The following is a 14767-nucleotide window of genomic DNA, read 5'->3' as shown; positions in this document are numbered from 1 at the left end:
CATGGCCGCCTCCTCCAAAATCATCGTCATCGACGATGACCCCACCGGCTCCCAGACGGTGCACAGCTGCCCGCTGCTGCTGCGCTGGGATGCCGCCACCTTGGCGGAGGGGCTGCGGCACCCTTCGCCACTGCTGTTTCTGCTGGCTAACACCCGGGCCCTAGCGCCGGAAGCGGCCGCGGAGCGGGTGCGCCAGATCTGCCGGGCCCTGGCTGCGGCCCTGCCCCTGGCAGGCATTGAGCGTTGGTGGCTGGTGAGTCGCGGCGACTCCACCTTGCGGGGCCACTTTCCTTTGGAGGTGGAGGTGATAGCGGCCGAGCTCGGCCCCTTTGCGGCCACCTTGTTGATCCCGGCTTTTTTTGAGGGGGGACGCACCACCGTGGAGGGGGTGCATCGCCTGCACGGCCAGCCCGTGCACGAAACCGCCTTCGCCCGCGACCGCCTGTTTGGCTACGCCAGCAGCGATCTACCGGTTTGGGTGGAGGAAAAAAGTGGGGGCCGTATCGCCGCTCACCAGGTCCAGCGTCTGACGGGCGCCGAGTTGGATTACGCCCTAAGCGATGGCGGCCAGGCCCTGGCGGAGCGATTTGCGGCCCTAGATGGCGGGCCTGTGGTGGCCGTTGACGGGGAGCGACCTGAGCAATTGGCCGCCCTGGCCCAGGTGGTGCGCCAGGCCTGGCCGCGGGCGGTGCTTTCCCAGTCGGCGGCCAGTTGGATCCAGGCCTTAGCGGCTTTGCCGCCCCAGCCCCTGGCTGGAGCTGCCCTGGCCCGGTTGCGCCGCCCCAAGCCAGGGCTGGTGCTGGTGGGCTCCCACGTGCCTTTGGCTGATGCCCAGCTTACCCAGCTGCTGACGGAGCCCCGCTGCGTGGGGCTGGAGCTGCCCGTCGCCAAGCTGGCGCGGCTGCTGGAAGGCCCCCTGCCGGAGCCCCTGCTGGCTTCCCTGGAGGCCGACTGGTTGGTTCAGTTGCGGCGGGTGCTGGCTCAGGGGCAAACGCCGGTGCTGTACACAAGCCGGGGTGAGCTCCAGTGCTCATCAGTGGCGCAGCGCCGCCGCTTAGGCGACGCTCTGGCGGCGCTGATGGCCCGGTTGGCTGCTGCCCTGGCCCCCCAGCTGGGTTATCTGATCAGCAAGGGGGGCATCACCACCCACACCCTGCTGGCCGATGGTCTGGCTCTGGCGGCTGTCGAGTTGCAAGGCCAGCTGCTGCCGGGGCTTTCCTTAGTGCTGGCTGATCTGCCAGAGCCTCTGCCGGTGCTCACCTTCCCTGGCAACCTCGGTGATGGGGACACGCTGCAGCTGGCCTGGCGCTGGATGGAGGGCTTGGAAAGCGCGGATTAATTCGTCTCCTCGGCTAGGGGTCGTCGCTCCGCCAACAGGCAGACGCCGTAGCCCATGGCCACCAGGGTTACGGAGGCAAGGCTGCTTAGCCAGTCGTTGGCCGTACTGCCGATCAGGAAGGCCAGGGACACCGCCGTGATCAGTAGGGGGGACACGGGGTAGCCCCAGGTGAGAAAGGGGCGGGGCAGCTCCGGCTCCCGCTGGCGCAGGGTCACCAGGGAGGCAATGCCCGCCAGCGGCAGGCTCACGTAGAACACGGCGCCCATGGTCAGCAGCCGCTCGAAGGAGCCGGCCAGCACTAGGGCCGCGGCGGCCGTACTGGTGAGCAGCAGGGCCGCGCTCGGGGTGCCGCCCCCTTTCACTTGGGCAACAAAGCTCGGCAGCAGGCCGTCGCGGCTGAGGCCAAACAAAATCCGTGGGGCGGCCATCACCACGGTGTTGATCAGGCCTAGCAGGGACACAAGCGCTAACGCGGTGATCAGCAGGCCACCCAGCGGTCCAGCCAGGGCCCGTGCCGCGTCCGCGGCCGGCAGGCGTGCGCTGGCCAGCTGGGCGATGGGCAGCACATGCAGCAGGGCCAGGTTGATCAGCAGATAAAGCACCAGCACCGCCAGTACCCCGCCGATCAGGGAGCGGGGCAGATCTCGCCCCGGCTCGCTGAATTCTTCAGCGAAATAAACGGGGCTGGCCCAGCCGTCGTAGGTGGTGATCACTGCCTGTAGGGCCAGTACCACTGCCAGGCTCAGGCTCCGCCAGCCCGCGATCGCCATGGGCGCAGGCGGTGATAGCGCGATAGGGGGCGCCGCCTGGATGGGCAGCAGGAAGCACGCCGCCACTAGGGCCAGAAAGGCCACCGCCTTGGCGAGGCTGAGTAATTCCTGGCTGGCGCTGCCGGCCCGCAGGCCCCGTAGCTGAATCAGGCTGAACAGGCCGATGGCCAGCAGCGCCAGGATTCGGACCGTGTAGGGCTCCTGGGGGATCGCGGCGGGCAGCAGGGCCTGGCCGTATTCCCCCACTGTGGTGGCTACCCAGGCCAGGCCGATGCAGTGGGCCAGCCAGTCGGTCCAGCCCACCAGAAAGCCCACTCGCTTGCCGAAGGCTCGCTCGGCGTAGACGTACCAACCGCCGGCCTTTGGCAAGGCTGCCGCCAATTCGGCAACGCACACCGCCCCCAGCAGGGCATAGAGCCCGCCGGCCAGCCAGGCGGCCAGCACCAGCTCCGCCGAGGGCAATTGGGCTGCCACCAGGCCCGGAGTGCGCAGGATGCCGGCCCCGATCGTGCCGCCCACGGCACCGGCCAAGCCAAAACCAACTCCCAGAATGTTCAGCAGGCGGCCTTTAGGGGCCTTGTTGATTGGCGGCTGGTCGGGGATGGGTTGGCTCAACCGCTGTAGCTCTGCTCCAGCAACTGCATCGGATGCAGCACCGGGATTGGCTGGGGCAGCTCCTGCAGGTGGCGCCGGATCTGCAGGCTGCAGCCGATGTTGGCGCTAACAGCGAGCTCGGCACCGGTGCCAGCTAGGTCTTTGGCCTTGAGCTGGCCAAGGGCGGCGGCCTCCTCAGGCTGCACCAGGTTGTAGATGCCGGCGCTGCCGCAGCACACTCCCGCTTCCGTCGCTTCGCGCAGCTGGATGTGGGGGATGGCATTGAGCAGGGCCCGGGGCTGGCTGCTGATGCCCTGGCCATGCAGCATGTGGCAGGCGTCGTGATAAGCCAGTTGGAGCGGGCGTTTGGCGCTGGCTGGCTCGCCGTCAGCGTGGCTCAGGGGCTTGAGGGCGGCGAGGAATGGCTGGCTTAGGCCGAGCTCGGCTAAGAACTCCTGTATGTCCGCGACCGGGGCAGAGAAGCTGCTGCCGGTGAGCCGCCCGTAGGCCTTCATGGTGTGGCCGCAACCGGAGGCTGCCACCAATACGGCGTCGAGAGGCTCGGCTCCGGCGGGCTTGCCTGGGCCCACTACGGCCTCAAAGCTTTGGATTAAGCCGATTGCCAGCTCGTTGGTCTGGCTGAGTTCCCCCTGGTGGTGGGTCACGGCGCCGCAGCAACCCTGGGCTGGCGGGATCACTACCTCGATGCCGTTGGCGCTCAGCACCTGCACGGCGGCCTGATTCACGGCTGGATCAAACAAACGCTGCACACAACCCAGCACCAGCCCTACCCGGGCGCGGCGAGGACTCTGGGCGGGCACTACTAGGGGGAAGTCGTCGCGGAAGCCAGCCGGCACTAAGGGAGGTAGCAGCTGATCGAGGGCCTCCAGTTGGGGGCCGAACAGGCGGGTGAGCCCACTGCGGCGGGCCAGGGCCTGCAGGGGGGTGCCGGCGTAAAGGCGCAGCGGCGTGAGCAGGGCCCGAAGCCGCGCAGGGTAGGGAAGCAGGGCAAACAGCAGCTTGCGAAATGCTTGCTGGGCGGAGCTGCGCAGTTCCGGGGCGTTGAGCTGGGGGCGCGTCGCCTCGATCATTTGGTCGTAGCGCACCCCTGAAGGACAGGCGGTCACGCAAGCGAGACAGCCCAGGCAACTGTCGAAGTGTTTCGCCACGGTGGCGTCGAGGCTCAGTTCACCGTTGGCGATCGCCTTGAGGGTGTAGATGCGGCCCCGGGGTGAATCCATCTCCGTTCCCAGCACCCGGTAGCTGGCGCAGGTGGGCAGGCAGAAGCCGCAGTGCACGCAGGGGTCGGTGTTCATCCGCCGAAGTGGCGGATCACAGCATCAGCAAAGCCACTGCAGCTCACCGGCTCCACGGGAGGCTCCATCAGGCGGGCTAGGTCGTAGGTCACCTCGCCATTGGCGATGGCGGCGCTCAGGCCCGCGGTGATTAGGTCGGCGGCCTCCTGCCAGCCCATGAACTCGAGCATCATCACGCCGCTGAGGATTACTGAGCCGGGGTTGATGCGATCGAGGCCGGCATGCTTGGGAGCGGTGCCGTGGGTGGCCTCGAAGATCGCAGCGTTGTCGCCGATGTTGGCGCCGGGGGCCATGCCCAGGCCTCCCACCACGGCTGCGGCCGCATCGGAGATGTAGTCGCCGTTGAGGTTGAGGGTGGCGAGGATCGAGTAGTCGGCGGGGCGGGTTTGGATCTGCTGGAAGATGCTGTCGGCGATGCGGTCGTCAACAAGCACCATCTGCTTCCACTTACCACCGCCGTGGCTGGTGCCGATGGCATCGAGCACGCCCTGCACCTCGGCATCAATGGCGGCTTTCTTCTCGGGGGTGAGGCTGTCGTAGCCGGGCTCGATCATGCGGGCATTGGCCTCGATGCTCAGGCCGGGATCCTTTTCGAGGTTGCCGAGAATCCAGCTTTCCCGCTCGGTGATGCAGACATCGCGGAATTCCGTGCTGGCCAGTTCGTAGCCCCAGTCGCGGAAGGCACCCTCGGTGAATTTCATGATGTTGCCCTTGTGCACCAGGGTCACGTGGCGCTTGTCGCCCTCTAGGCGCAGGGCGTGCTGGATCGCCTTGCGGATGTGGCGCTGGCTGCCGTGCTTACTCACGGGCTTGATGCCGATGCCGGAGCCCGCTGGGATCTGGCGCTGGCCCAGCTTGCCGTTGGCTGGGATCACCACCTCATTGAGGTGCTTGATCAGATCGAGGCACACCGGATCGCCCGCTTCCCACTCGATCCCCATATAGATGTCTTCGGTGTTTTCGCGGTACACGATCACATCCAGGTCTTGAGGGCGCTTGTGGGGGCTGGGGGTGCCCTCGTAGTAGCGGCAGGGGCGCACGCAGCAGTAGAGATCGAAGATCTGGCGCAGGGCCACGTTGAGGGAGCGAATGCCGCCGCCGATCGGTGTGGTGAGGGGCCCCTTGATCGCCACGCCGAACTGCTTGATGGCGCTCAGGGTGTCTTCCGGCAGGTACTGGTAGGTGCCGTAGAGGTCGCAGGCCTCGTCGCCGGCGTACACCTTGAACCACTCAATGCGGCGCTCACCGCCGTAGGCCTGGGCCACCGCCGCATCCAGCACTTTCTGGGTGGCGGGCCAGATGTCTACGCCCGTGCCATCACCGCGGATGAAGGGAACAATCGGATCGTTGGGCACGATCGGCTGACCATTTTCGAAGCGAATTGCGGTGCCGTTGGCAGGGGCGGTGAGCTTCTCAAAGCTGGCGGCGCTAGGGGTTGCCATGGGCTGTTACGGACCTGTTCGGCCTGAGCGGTGCGGCGAGCCTAGGTTTCAGGCATGTTGCGGTTCTGCTCAGGGGAAACGGCATGAATGCCGCCGATCAGGCCCGATCCCTGGAACTTGCCCAGGCAATCGCTGCGGCGGCGAGCCTGTTTCGCGTCCACTTCCCCGATGCCCGAGCCAACCTCACCCCCTGGCGCGACGACGCTCTGACCCGTGCCTTTGCCGAGCAGGAGAGCCTGGATCTCGCCTTTCATCTACCGGGTTGGAGTCCGCGCAGCCAGTGCCGCTCATTTCTGGTGCAGCTGCGCCTGGACGGGGCCCCGGGGCGGAGCAGGCCTGAACGCCCTCGCCTGCTGGGGGTGACGATCCGGGGCCTCACCTACGAGAGCGAGCGCTGGCGGCTGGCCACCGTGGGCGACTGGCAGCCGTCGGGCAGTCACCTGCCCCAGGCCGAGGTGGCGCAGAAGTTGCAGCAGTTTTCCCGGGAGCTGTTTGATCTCTTCGGTGGCGCCGAGCAGGCCGATCAGAACCTGGCGGCGTAACCCTTCGCAACCTTGCCAGGCGCCCCGGTAAAACTCCCGCCTAACTTGGCGCCTCGCCCGTACAACGCCCCCGTCAGATGGCCGTCGCCCTTGCTTCCCAACTGCGTGAAGGCACTAAAAAGGCCCACACGATGGCGGAGAACACCGGCTTCGTGAGCTGCTTCCTCAAGGGGGTGGTGGATAAGGCCAGCTACCGCACCCTGGTGGCCGACCTTTATTTCGTGTACTCCGCCATGGAGGAGGAGTTTGGCCGGCTTAGGGAGCATCCGGTGGTGGGCCCGGTGGCTTTCCCAGAGCTGAATCGGCGCGAAAGTCTCGAGCAGGATCTTGCCTTTTACTTCGGTGGCGACTGGCGCAATGCGGTCCAACCCACCCCTGGCGCCCAGCAATACGTAGAGCGTCTGCACCAGGTGGCGCGGGAGTGCCCGGAGCTGCTGGTGGGTCACCACTACACCCGCTACATAGGTGATCTTTCCGGCGGCCAGATCCTCAAGAACATCGCCCAGAAGGCGATGGGCCTGGGCGAGCACGATGGCCTGCGTTTCTACGAATTCGCTGCTATCCCCGATGAGAAGGCTTTTAAGGCCAACTACCGCACCACCCTCGACGCCCTGCCAATCGACCAGGCTATGGCCGACCGCATTGTGGAGGAGGCCAACCACGCCTTCCACCTCAACATGACCATGTTCCAGGAACTGGAAGGCAATCTGATCGCCGCCATTGGCAAGGTGCTGTTTGGTTTCCTTACCCGCCGTCAGCGTTCCGGCAGCACGGAAGTGGCGGCGGCCTGAGCCAGAGTTGGCGGGCCGCAGCCTCTGAGCGTCTTGCGTCCCCTTCGCTTTTTGGTGCCAGGCACCAGCGGTCGCTACCGCTGCGGCGGCCTGCTGGTGGAGCAGCAGACGGCCCGGCTGCTGGCCGAACTGGTGCCAACAGAACTGGTCACCTATCGGCAGCGGGAGCCCGGATTGCCCTACCTGGACGATCTGCTCCGTGCTGAACCCCTAGGCAGCCCCGCCGCCACCGCCGCCCTGTGGATCGTGAGCTGGGGCTTTGATGTGCCGCGCCAGTTGGGGGCCTTGCGGGGCCGGCCGGTGGCATACCACGCCCACAGCAGCGGCTACGGCTTCCGCTTGCCACCTGGGGTGCCGGTGCTGGCAGTGAGCCGCAACACCCTGGGCTACTGGGGCCAATGGGCTAGCCGCAATCCGCTGTTCCTGGTGCCCAACGCCCTGGAGGCCAGTTGGATCGCCCGCGGTGATCGCCCCCACAACTTCGGCGCTGAGCCGGCGCCGGGCGGCCGCTCGATTGATGTGCTGATCCAGCGGCGCAAAACCAGCGCCTATGTGCTGGAGCAGCTGGTGCCAGCCCTGCGGGCCCGGGGGCTCACGGTGCTGGTGCAGGACGGCTGGGTGGAGGATCTGGTGGGGCTGTTCAACAGCGCCAAGGTGGTGGTTTACGACTCCGCCGACCACTGGCGCTGCAGTGGTGTGAGCGAGGGCTTTGGTCTGCCGCCGATCGAGGCCCTGGCCTGTGGCTGCGTGCTGTTCAGCAGCCTTAATCACGCCCTGGCTGACAACCTCGACCCCGGGGACCTGGCCCACCAGATCGGTATGGGCAGCCTGGCCGCCGACGGGGAGCGGATCGCTGCGGCGGTGGCCGATCCAGCCGCCTGGCTGCCTGGGCCGCGCCGCTTGGAAGAGCTGCTTGATGAGCTCAGTGAACCGCGGCTGCGCCAGCGCTGGCGCCAGGCCCTGGAGGCGATCAACATCCACATCGATCGGCTGCAGGCCGGTGAGCCACCCCTCAGGCCCCCTTCCCTGCTCCAGCTGCGCTTGGAGCGGTGGCGGCAGAGGTTGGCTCGTCGCCTTGCCTAGGGTCTCAGGAATGAGCGCATTTCTCGCCGGCCTCAACGACGCCCAGCGCAAGGCGGTGGACCACCACACCGGTCCGCTGCTGGTGGTGGCCGGTGCGGGCAGCGGCAAAACCCGCGCCCTCACCCACCGCATCGCCCACCTGATCGGCCACCACGGCGCCGATCCGGCCCATCTGCTCGCGGTCACCTTCACCAATAAGGCGGCCCGCGAGATGAAGGAGCGGCTGGAGCTGCTGCTGGCTCAGAAGCTGGCCCAGAGCCAGTTTGGCCAGCCCTGGAGCACCCTGCCGGCGGTGGAGCAGCGCCAGCTGCGCTCGCGCATCTACCGCGAGGTGATCAAGGAGCTGTGGATCGGTACGTTCCACGCCCTGTTCGCCCGGCTGCTGCGCTTCGACATCGACAAGTTCAAGGATCCCGAAGGCCTCAGTTGGACGCGCCAGTTCTCGATCTACGACGAGAACGACGTGCAGAGCCTGATCAAGGAGATCGTCACCCAGGAGCTGCAGCTAGATCCCAAGCGCTTTGAGCCCAAGAAGGTGCGCTGGGCGATCAGCAACGCCAAGAACCAGGGCTGGATGCCCGAGCAGCTGGAAGCCGATGCCGGCGGCCAGCGGGGTCGGTTGATGGCGGAGACCTACCGGCGCTACCGGCGCGCCCTGGCCGCCAACAACGCCCTCGATTTCGATGATCTGCTGCTGCTGCCGGTGCAGCTGCTGCGTCAGAACGAGCAGGTCCGCGACTACTGGCACCGGCGCTTTCGCCATGTGCTGGTGGATGAATACCAGGACACCAACCGCACCCAGTACGACCTGATCAAGCTGCTGGTGACCAACGGTCGTGAACCCTCCGACTACGACGACTGGGACGGGCGCTCGGTGTTTGTGGTGGGTGACGCGGACCAGAGCATCTACAGCTTCCGCGCCGCCGATTTCACGATCCTGATGGGCTTTCAAGACGACTTCGGTGACGGGGCCGCCAGTGAGACCACCGCCACGATGGTGAAGCTGGAGGAGAACTACCGCTCCACCGCCACGATCCTGGAGGCGGCCAATGCCCTGATCGCCCACAACTCCGAGCGGATCGACAAGGTGCTGCGGCCCACCCGAGGCGAGGGTGAATTGATCTCCCTCACCCGCTGCGATGACGAGATCGCCGAGGCCGAGGCGGTGGTGCATCGCATGCGCATGCTCGAGGCCGCCCACCCCGATCTCAGCTGGGGCGATATGGCGGTGCTGTATCGCACCAATGCCCAGTCGCGGGCGATGGAGGAGTCGCTGGTGCGCTGGGGCATCCCCTACATCGTGGTGGGGGGGCTGCGCTTCTACGACCGCCGTGAGATCAAGGATGTGCTCGCCTACCTCAAGCTGCTGGTGAACCCCGCCGACACCGTGAGCCTGTTGCGGGTGCTCAATACCCCCAAGCGCGGTATCGGTAAAACCACGATCGAGCGACTCACCGACGCTTCCAACCAGCTCGGCATTCCCCTCTGGGAAGTGGTGCGTGATGCTGAAGCAGTGCGTTCTTTGGGCGGCCGCTCGGCCAAGGGGTTGCTGCAGTTTTGCGAGCTGATTAACGGCTTGCAGGCCTGCGCTCAAGACATCGCCCCGTCTGAACTGGTGCAGCGGGTGATGGAGCAGAGCGGCTATGTGGCCGAGTTGATCACCGAAGGCACCGATGAAGCGGAAGACCGGCGCCGCAACCTCAATGAGCTGGTGAATGCCGCCCTCCAATACCAGGAGGAAAACGAGGAGGGCTCCCTGGAGGATTTCCTGGCCTCAGCCGCCCTGGCCAGCGACGCTGACAGCAAGGACACCGAGCAGGACCGGGTCACCCTGATGACCCTGCATGCCAGTAAGGGCTTGGAATTTCCGGTGGTGTACCTGGTGGGCATGGAGCAGGGCCTCTTCCCCAGCTATCGCTCCTTGGAAGACCCCTCTGCTCTCGAGGAGGAGCGCCGCCTCTGCTACGTGGGCCTCACCCGGGCTAAGGAGCGGCTGTTTCTATCCCATGCCAGTGAGCGGCGGCTTTGGGGTGGCATGCGCGAGCCGGCGGTGCCCTCGGTGTTTCTTTCGGAGCTGCCCAGCGCCCTGATCCAGGGGGATATTCCCCATAGCGGTGGAGCTTCCATTCGCCGTGAGCAGCGCCTGGAGCGGCTCACCCGCGTGGATCGCGAGGATTCACGCCAGGTGGCCGGTGGCGGTGTGGCCGGTGCTCCCGCCAATGCGGTGCGGCGCCGGGCGGCTGCCAAAACCTGGGCGGTGGGGGACCGGCTGCGCCACAGCAGCTTTGGCGAAGGTCAGGTGACCCACCTGTTTGGCAGTGGTGAGAAGGTGTCGATTGCCGTGAAATTTCAGGGGATGGGGCCCAAAATCCTTGACCCGCGTCTGGCGCCGATCGAGCCGGTCTAGGTGGAAATCCCCGGCATTTCAGCGCCCCTGCTGACAGCCCTGAGCCGGGCAGGGGTTGGGCCGGTGGCATTGGTCGGTGGGGCGGTGCGGGATTTGTTGCTGCACCGGCTGCACAACGATCCCTGGCGGGGGCTGCCCGATCTGGACCTGGTGGTGCAGGGCCGGGCTTCAGAGCTGGTTAAGGACCTGGCTGGCCAGCTGGGCGAGGGTGTGGTGCAGCGCTGCCAGGAGCACGGGGCATACGGCACCGTTGAGCTCGAACTCAGCCTGGACGGCCAGCAGGTGCTGCTGGATGTGGCCACCGCCCGCTGCGAGACCTACCCGGTGCCAGCCGAAAATCCTCAGGTGAGCTTCGGCTCTCTGGCCGATGACCTGGCCAGGCGTGATTTCAGCATCAACGCCATGGCCTTGGATCTGGTCAGTGGCACCCTGCTCGATCCCCATGGAGGCCAGGCGGATCTGGAGCTGCGCCAGCTGCGCTTTTTGCATCACGGCAGCGTTCGCGACGATCCCACCCGGCTGGTGCGCGGTGCCCGCTATGCGGCGCGGCTAGGTCTGGAGCTTGAGGCGCTGAGCGCCGAGCAGGCGGCGGCCACCCTGGCCCAGTGGCCTTGGCCTTGGCGCCAGGGTGATCCGCCGGCTGAGGCGCCGTCAGCCCTGGGCACGCGCCTGCGGATGGAGTTGGAGTTGCTGCTGGAGCGCGAGCCCTGGCCGGCGGCGCTGGGGGCCCTGCAGCGCTGGGGCGCTCTGGCGCTGCTTGATCCGGCGCTGCAGGCGGATACCCAGTGGCCGCGGCGGTTGCGCTGGGCTGCTCGGCTGGGGTTGCCGCTGCTGGTGGCCCTGGTGGCGGGAGCGCGCCAGCCCCTTGCCCTGGCGGAGCGGCTGCAGTTGCCCCACCGCCAGCACCGCCTGCTGGCGCAATGGTTGGAGTTGCGGCGCCGGCTGGTGGAGCACCAGCTCGAGGGATCTCCGGCGCTGCCCGAGCACTGGTGCGCCCTGCTGGAGGCTTCTGGTTGCAGTCCAGAAGCGGTGGCCCTGGCCCTGGCCTGTGGCAGCGGCCCGCGCCGGCCCCTGCTGCGCTGGCTGCTGCGCTGGCGCCAGGTCAAGGCCGAGCTCACCGCCGCCGACCTGCTGGCTGCTGGCATGAGGCAAGGCCCCGAGTTGGGCCAGCGGCTGCGCCAGTTGCGGGCCGAGCGGCTGCGCTTGGAGCGGATCTGAGCGCGGCAGACCCCTCGTTAGCGTGGCGGGATGACTGACCAGATGTCTGCTCCCCGAGTGGTGGTGGCCGTACCGGCCCGGCTGGAATCGGCGCGGCTGCCCGGCAAGCTGCTCGCCGATATTGCCGGCAAGCCCATGCTCCAGCATGTGTTGGAGCGCTGCCGGCAGGCCCAGGGTGTGGCGGCCGTGGTGGTGTGCACAGACAGCGACCAGGTGCGCGCTGTTGCCGAAGGCTGGGGCTTCCCGGTGCTGATGACCTCGCCTGATTGCAGCTCCGGCAGTGAACGCCTGGCCAGCGTGGTGGCGGAGCTGGTGGCCGCTGCGGGGGGTGCGGCCTCTGATTTTGACCAAACCCTGGTGATCAACGTCCAGGGCGACCAGCCGCTGCTGGATCCGGCGATTATCGAGGCGATGGCGGCTGAGTTTGCCCAGCTGCAGCGGCCGCCGGTGCTCACGCCCGTCTATCCCCTCACAGCCGACAAGTTGCACGATCCCAATGTGGTGAAGGTGCTGCGGGCCCGCGACGGCCGCGCCATCACCTTCTCCCGCAGTGCCCTGCCCCATTTGCGCGGGGTGCCGTCGGAGCAGTGGGCCCAGCACACCACCTATTGGGGCCATGTGGGCCTCTATGGCTATCGGGCCGACGTGTTGGCTGGCTGGGCGGCCCTGCCCCATTCCCGGCTCGAAGACCTGGAGAAGTTGGAGCAGCTGCGGCTTATCGACGCCGGTATCCCCCTGCTCACCTACGAGGTGGCGCAGGACTGCCTCTCGGTGGATACCCCGGAGCAACTGGAGCAGGCCCGCGCCCTAGCCGGCGCCTAGGCGTTGCCGTCTCGCCAGCCCTCGCGGTTGAGGCTTTGCAACAGCCCCCGCTGCAGCAGCAGGGCTTCAGCTAGTTCACGCACGGCCCCATCCCCCCCCCGGCGGCGCAGCACCCAGTCGGCCTGGCGGCGCAGGCCGCGGGCGCCGTCGGCGGGGCAGATCAGCAGACCCGTAGCCGGGCGCACTGTTAGGTCGTTGAGGTCGTCGCCGATGAAGGCGGTTTGCTGGCGCTCCAGCTGCAGGTTGGCCTGGAGCTGGCTTAGGGCGCTGAGCTTGTCGCCGACGCCCACCAGACAGTGATTGACGTGAAGATGCCGGGCCCGCTGCTCGATGGCGCCGCTGCGCCCGCCGCTTAGAAAGGCCACCTCAATGCCTGCTTGCTGCAGCATCCGGATCGCCAGGCCGTCGCGCACGTCGAAGCGCTTCACCACCTGGCCCTGCTCGTCGTAGTGCAAGCCGCCATCGGTGAGGACACCGTCAACGTCACAAACCAGTAGTTCAATCGCTGCAAGATTCCGGCGCCGCAGCAGGGTTCGTTGCAGCAGCTGGCGGATCACAGGCTGCTTGGGGCCACACCGGCTGCCACTACTTGACGCAGGGCCAGCAGCTGGCTGAGCAGGGCCTCGAGCCGGTGCAGCGGCACCATGTTCGGCCCGTCGCTCAGGGCGTTGTCGGGGTCTGGATGGGTCTCCATAAACAAACCGTCCACCCCCACGGCGACGGCAGCTCTGGCAAGTGGTGCCACAAACTCCCGCTGCCCGCCGGTGCTGGTGCCACGACCGCCGGGCTGCTGCACGGCGTGGGTGGCATCGAAGATCACCGGGCAACCCAGGGCTTGGAGCTGGGGGAAGCTGCGGTAATCGACCACAAGGGTGTTGTAGCCAAAACTGGTGCCTCGCTCGGTGAGCCAAAGGCGGCCGCTGGCGGGATCTAGCCCGCATTCCTGCATTTTGTTCACCACCTGGGCCATGTCCCAGGGCGCCAGAAACTGCCCCTTTTTGACGTTCACCACCTTGCTGGTGCCGGCCACTGCCTTGGCGGCGGCTTCGAGCAGGTCGGTCTGACGGCAGAGAAAGGCGGGGATCTGCAGCACATCCACGGCCTGGGCCGCCGCCGCCGCCTGACAGCTCTCGTGGATGTCGGTGAGCACGGGCACCCCGAAGCTCTGGCCCACCTCCTGGAGGATCTTCAACCCCTCATCGGGGCCCGGGCCGCGAAACGACTTGCCGGAGCTGCGGTTGGCTTTGTCGAAGCTGGCTTTGAAGATGTAGCGGATGCCGACGCGAGCGCAGATCGTGCTCACTTGCTCGGCGATCTGCAGCACCAGATCGCGGCTTTCGATTACACAGGGCCCGGCGATCAAGGTGAAGGGAATGGCCGTCATGGGCGCTCCGCGGCGGTACTGCTGAACCCAGCCTGCACCAGATCGTGCAGCCGCAACAGGCCAAGCAGCTGGTGAGGTTGGGAGGGCTCCACAACTGGCAGCACCGAAATGGCTTTACGAGGATTGCGCTCCATCAGCTCTAAGGCTGCGACTGCAAGTGTTTGGGGCGTAACCGTGATCGGGTCAGCAGTGGCCATGGCGTCGGCGCGGATGGTGCCCCAGCTGGCCGGGTCATGGTGCTGCAGGGTGCGACGCAGGTCTCCGTCCGTGATCAGCCCGGCCATCAGTTCGGGGTTTGCGCTGGCTCGCACCCAGGCAGCCCCAAGACTGCCTTTGCCGTTGCTGCCTTCGGTGAGCCGCCCTATCACCTCAGCCAGGGGTGCCTCGGGAGAGAGCCCGTCCAGAGCTGTTGCCGGCACCATCAGATCGGCCACGGTGAGGGTGAGCTGGCGGCCGAGGGAGCCGGCTGGATGGTTGATGGCGAAGTCTTCGGGCGATATGCCTGCCCGCTCCATCCACACTGCCGCCAGGGCGTCGCCAATCGCCATAGCTACCGCCGTGCTGGCTGTGGGAGCCAGGTTCAGCGGGCAAACCTCCCGATCCACCGAGCTATCCAGCACCACGTCGCAGCCATTAGCCAGGCTGGACTCCAGACGCCCCACCAGGGCGATCAGGGCCGTGCCGCGGCGGCGCAGGTGGGGCAGGATCGCTAGCAACTCTTCGGTTTCACCGCTGTTGGAGAGCAGCAGGGCGACGTCGTCGGCAGCCACGATGCCGAGATCGCCGTGCAGGGCATCGACCGGATTGAGAAATACGGCCGTAAGGCCGATAGAGGAAAAGGTGGCCGCAATTTTGCGGGCGACTATGCCGCTCTTGCCCACACCCGTAAGGACAAGCTTGGCGCGGCGTTGGCGGCACCCCTCCAGCAGCTCCAGGGCTGCTTCCACCTGTTCGCTGCTGAGGCGCTGGGCGGCGGCGGCAATGGCAGCTGCTTCTTCTTCCAGGCAGCGGGTAAGGGCAGACAAGACGCAGGTCTCGCAGATAAGCCATTGTCGCTGG

13 protein-coding genes are annotated in these 14767 nt (G+C 66.9%); 7 read left to right on the top strand and 6 right to left on the bottom strand.

Features of this window, described 5'->3' with window-relative positions:
• Position 1: 1 nt before the first annotated feature.
• Positions 2-1339 carry a four-carbon acid sugar kinase family protein gene (locus KBY75_RS00365; RefSeq protein ID WP_255022537.1) on the top strand — a complete coding sequence of 446 codons (1338 nt, stop codon included), beginning with the start codon at positions 2-4 and terminating at the stop codon, positions 1337-1339.
• Here the strand turns inward: KBY75_RS00365 and KBY75_RS00360 are convergent.
• From KBY75_RS00360 to KBY75_RS00350, 3 genes are read right to left on the bottom strand one after another with little or no spacing between them, the layout of a single operon-like run.
• Positions 1336-2724, bottom strand: a complete 1389-nt coding sequence (locus KBY75_RS00360) for an APC family permease (protein ID WP_255022536.1) — start codon at positions 2722-2724, stop codon at positions 1336-1338. The genes KBY75_RS00365 and KBY75_RS00360 overlap by 4 nt on opposite strands.
• Positions 2721-4019, bottom strand: coding sequence for a (Fe-S)-binding protein (locus KBY75_RS00355; RefSeq protein WP_255022535.1), 1299 nt, complete (start codon positions 4017-4019; stop codon positions 2721-2723). The genes KBY75_RS00360 and KBY75_RS00355 overlap by 4 nt, the downstream gene beginning before the upstream one ends.
• Positions 4016-5461 carry an NADP-dependent isocitrate dehydrogenase gene (locus KBY75_RS00350; RefSeq protein ID WP_255022534.1) on the bottom strand — a complete coding sequence of 482 codons (1446 nt, stop codon included), beginning with the start codon at positions 5459-5461 and terminating at the stop codon, positions 4016-4018. Before KBY75_RS00350 ends, KBY75_RS00355 begins: the two co-directional genes overlap by 4 nt.
• 83 nt (positions 5462-5544) lie before the next feature.
• Between KBY75_RS00350 and KBY75_RS00345 the strand changes: the two genes are divergently transcribed.
• The 6 genes from KBY75_RS00345 (at position 5545) to kdsB (ending at position 12324) form a co-directional block, all read left to right on the top strand.
• Entirely contained in the window at positions 5545-6003 is a 459-nt protein-coding gene (locus KBY75_RS00345; RefSeq protein ID WP_255022533.1) for a hypothetical protein, read from the top strand.
• Between the two features lie 77 nt (positions 6004-6080).
• Positions 6081-6794, top strand: a complete 714-nt coding sequence (locus KBY75_RS00340; RefSeq protein ID WP_255022532.1) for a heme oxygenase (biliverdin-producing) — start codon at positions 6081-6083, stop codon at positions 6792-6794.
• 33 nt (positions 6795-6827) lie between these two features.
• Positions 6828-7877, top strand: a complete 1050-nt coding sequence (locus KBY75_RS00335) for a glycosyltransferase (RefSeq protein ID WP_255022531.1) — start codon at positions 6828-6830, stop codon at positions 7875-7877.
• A 10-nt stretch (positions 7878-7887) separates the two neighbouring features.
• Positions 7888-10284 carry a UvrD-helicase domain-containing protein gene (locus KBY75_RS00330; RefSeq protein ID WP_255022530.1) on the top strand — a complete coding sequence of 799 codons (2397 nt, stop codon included), beginning with the start codon at positions 7888-7890 and terminating at the stop codon, positions 10282-10284.
• Positions 10285-11502 carry a CCA tRNA nucleotidyltransferase gene (locus KBY75_RS00325; protein WP_255022529.1) on the top strand — a complete coding sequence of 406 codons (1218 nt, stop codon included), beginning with the start codon at positions 10285-10287 and terminating at the stop codon, positions 11500-11502.
• 42 nt (positions 11503-11544) lie between these two features.
• Positions 11545-12324 carry a 3-deoxy-manno-octulosonate cytidylyltransferase gene (kdsB, locus tag KBY75_RS00320; protein ID WP_255022528.1) on the top strand — a complete coding sequence of 260 codons (780 nt, stop codon included), beginning with the start codon at positions 11545-11547 and terminating at the stop codon, positions 12322-12324.
• Here the strand turns inward: kdsB and KBY75_RS00315 are convergent.
• The 3 genes from KBY75_RS00315 to KBY75_RS00305 are packed head-to-tail and all read right to left on the bottom strand — an operon-like array spanning position 12321 to position 14733.
• The gene (locus KBY75_RS00315; RefSeq protein WP_396097710.1) at positions 12321-12881 is read right to left on the bottom strand and encodes a KdsC family phosphatase; all 561 of its coding nucleotides are present in this window, start codon (positions 12879-12881) and stop codon (positions 12321-12323) included. The two genes, kdsB and KBY75_RS00315, sit on opposite strands and share 4 nt — an antisense overlap.
• Positions 12878-13708 (bottom strand): 3-deoxy-8-phosphooctulonate synthase, encoded by an 831-nt coding sequence (gene kdsA, locus KBY75_RS00310; protein ID WP_106632223.1) that lies wholly within the window; start codon positions 13706-13708, stop codon positions 12878-12880. Before kdsA ends, KBY75_RS00315 begins: the two co-directional genes overlap by 4 nt.
• Complete coding sequence (locus tag KBY75_RS00305; RefSeq protein WP_255022527.1) at positions 13705-14733, bottom strand: SIS domain-containing protein; 1029 nt, start codon at positions 14731-14733, stop codon at positions 13705-13707. Before KBY75_RS00305 ends, kdsA begins: the two co-directional genes overlap by 4 nt.
• Positions 14734-14767 lie beyond the last annotated feature (34 nt).

It is taken from the genome of Cyanobium sp. T1G-Tous (genome assembly GCF_024345455.1).
Classification (GTDB): domain Bacteria; phylum Cyanobacteriota; class Cyanobacteriia; order PCC-6307; family Cyanobiaceae; genus Cyanobium_A.
The sequence above is the reverse complement of the archived record's forward strand: the minus strand, read 5'-3'. Positions and strand labels throughout refer to the sequence as shown.

Coding starts and splice junctions, on each gene's coding strand:
- KBY75_RS00365 (WP_255022537.1), top strand. CDS start 2: ATGGCCGCCTCCTCCAAAATCATCGTCATCGACGATGACCCCACCGGC.
- kdsA (WP_106632223.1), bottom strand. CDS start 13,708: ATGACGGCCATTCCCTTCACCTTGATCGCCGGGCCCTGTGTAATCGAA.
- KBY75_RS00340 (WP_255022532.1), top strand. CDS start 6,081: ATGGCCGTCGCCCTTGCTTCCCAACTGCGTGAAGGCACTAAAAAGGCC.
- KBY75_RS00350 (WP_255022534.1), bottom strand. CDS start 5,461: ATGGCAACCCCTAGCGCCGCCAGCTTTGAGAAGCTCACCGCCCCTGCC.
- KBY75_RS00345 (WP_255022533.1), top strand. CDS start 5,545: ATGAATGCCGCCGATCAGGCCCGATCCCTGGAACTTGCCCAGGCAATC.
- KBY75_RS00330 (WP_255022530.1), top strand. CDS start 7,888: ATGAGCGCATTTCTCGCCGGCCTCAACGACGCCCAGCGCAAGGCGGTG.
- KBY75_RS00355 (WP_255022535.1), bottom strand. CDS start 4,019: ATGAACACCGACCCCTGCGTGCACTGCGGCTTCTGCCTGCCCACCTGC.
- kdsB (WP_255022528.1), top strand. CDS start 11,545: ATGTCTGCTCCCCGAGTGGTGGTGGCCGTACCGGCCCGGCTGGAATCG.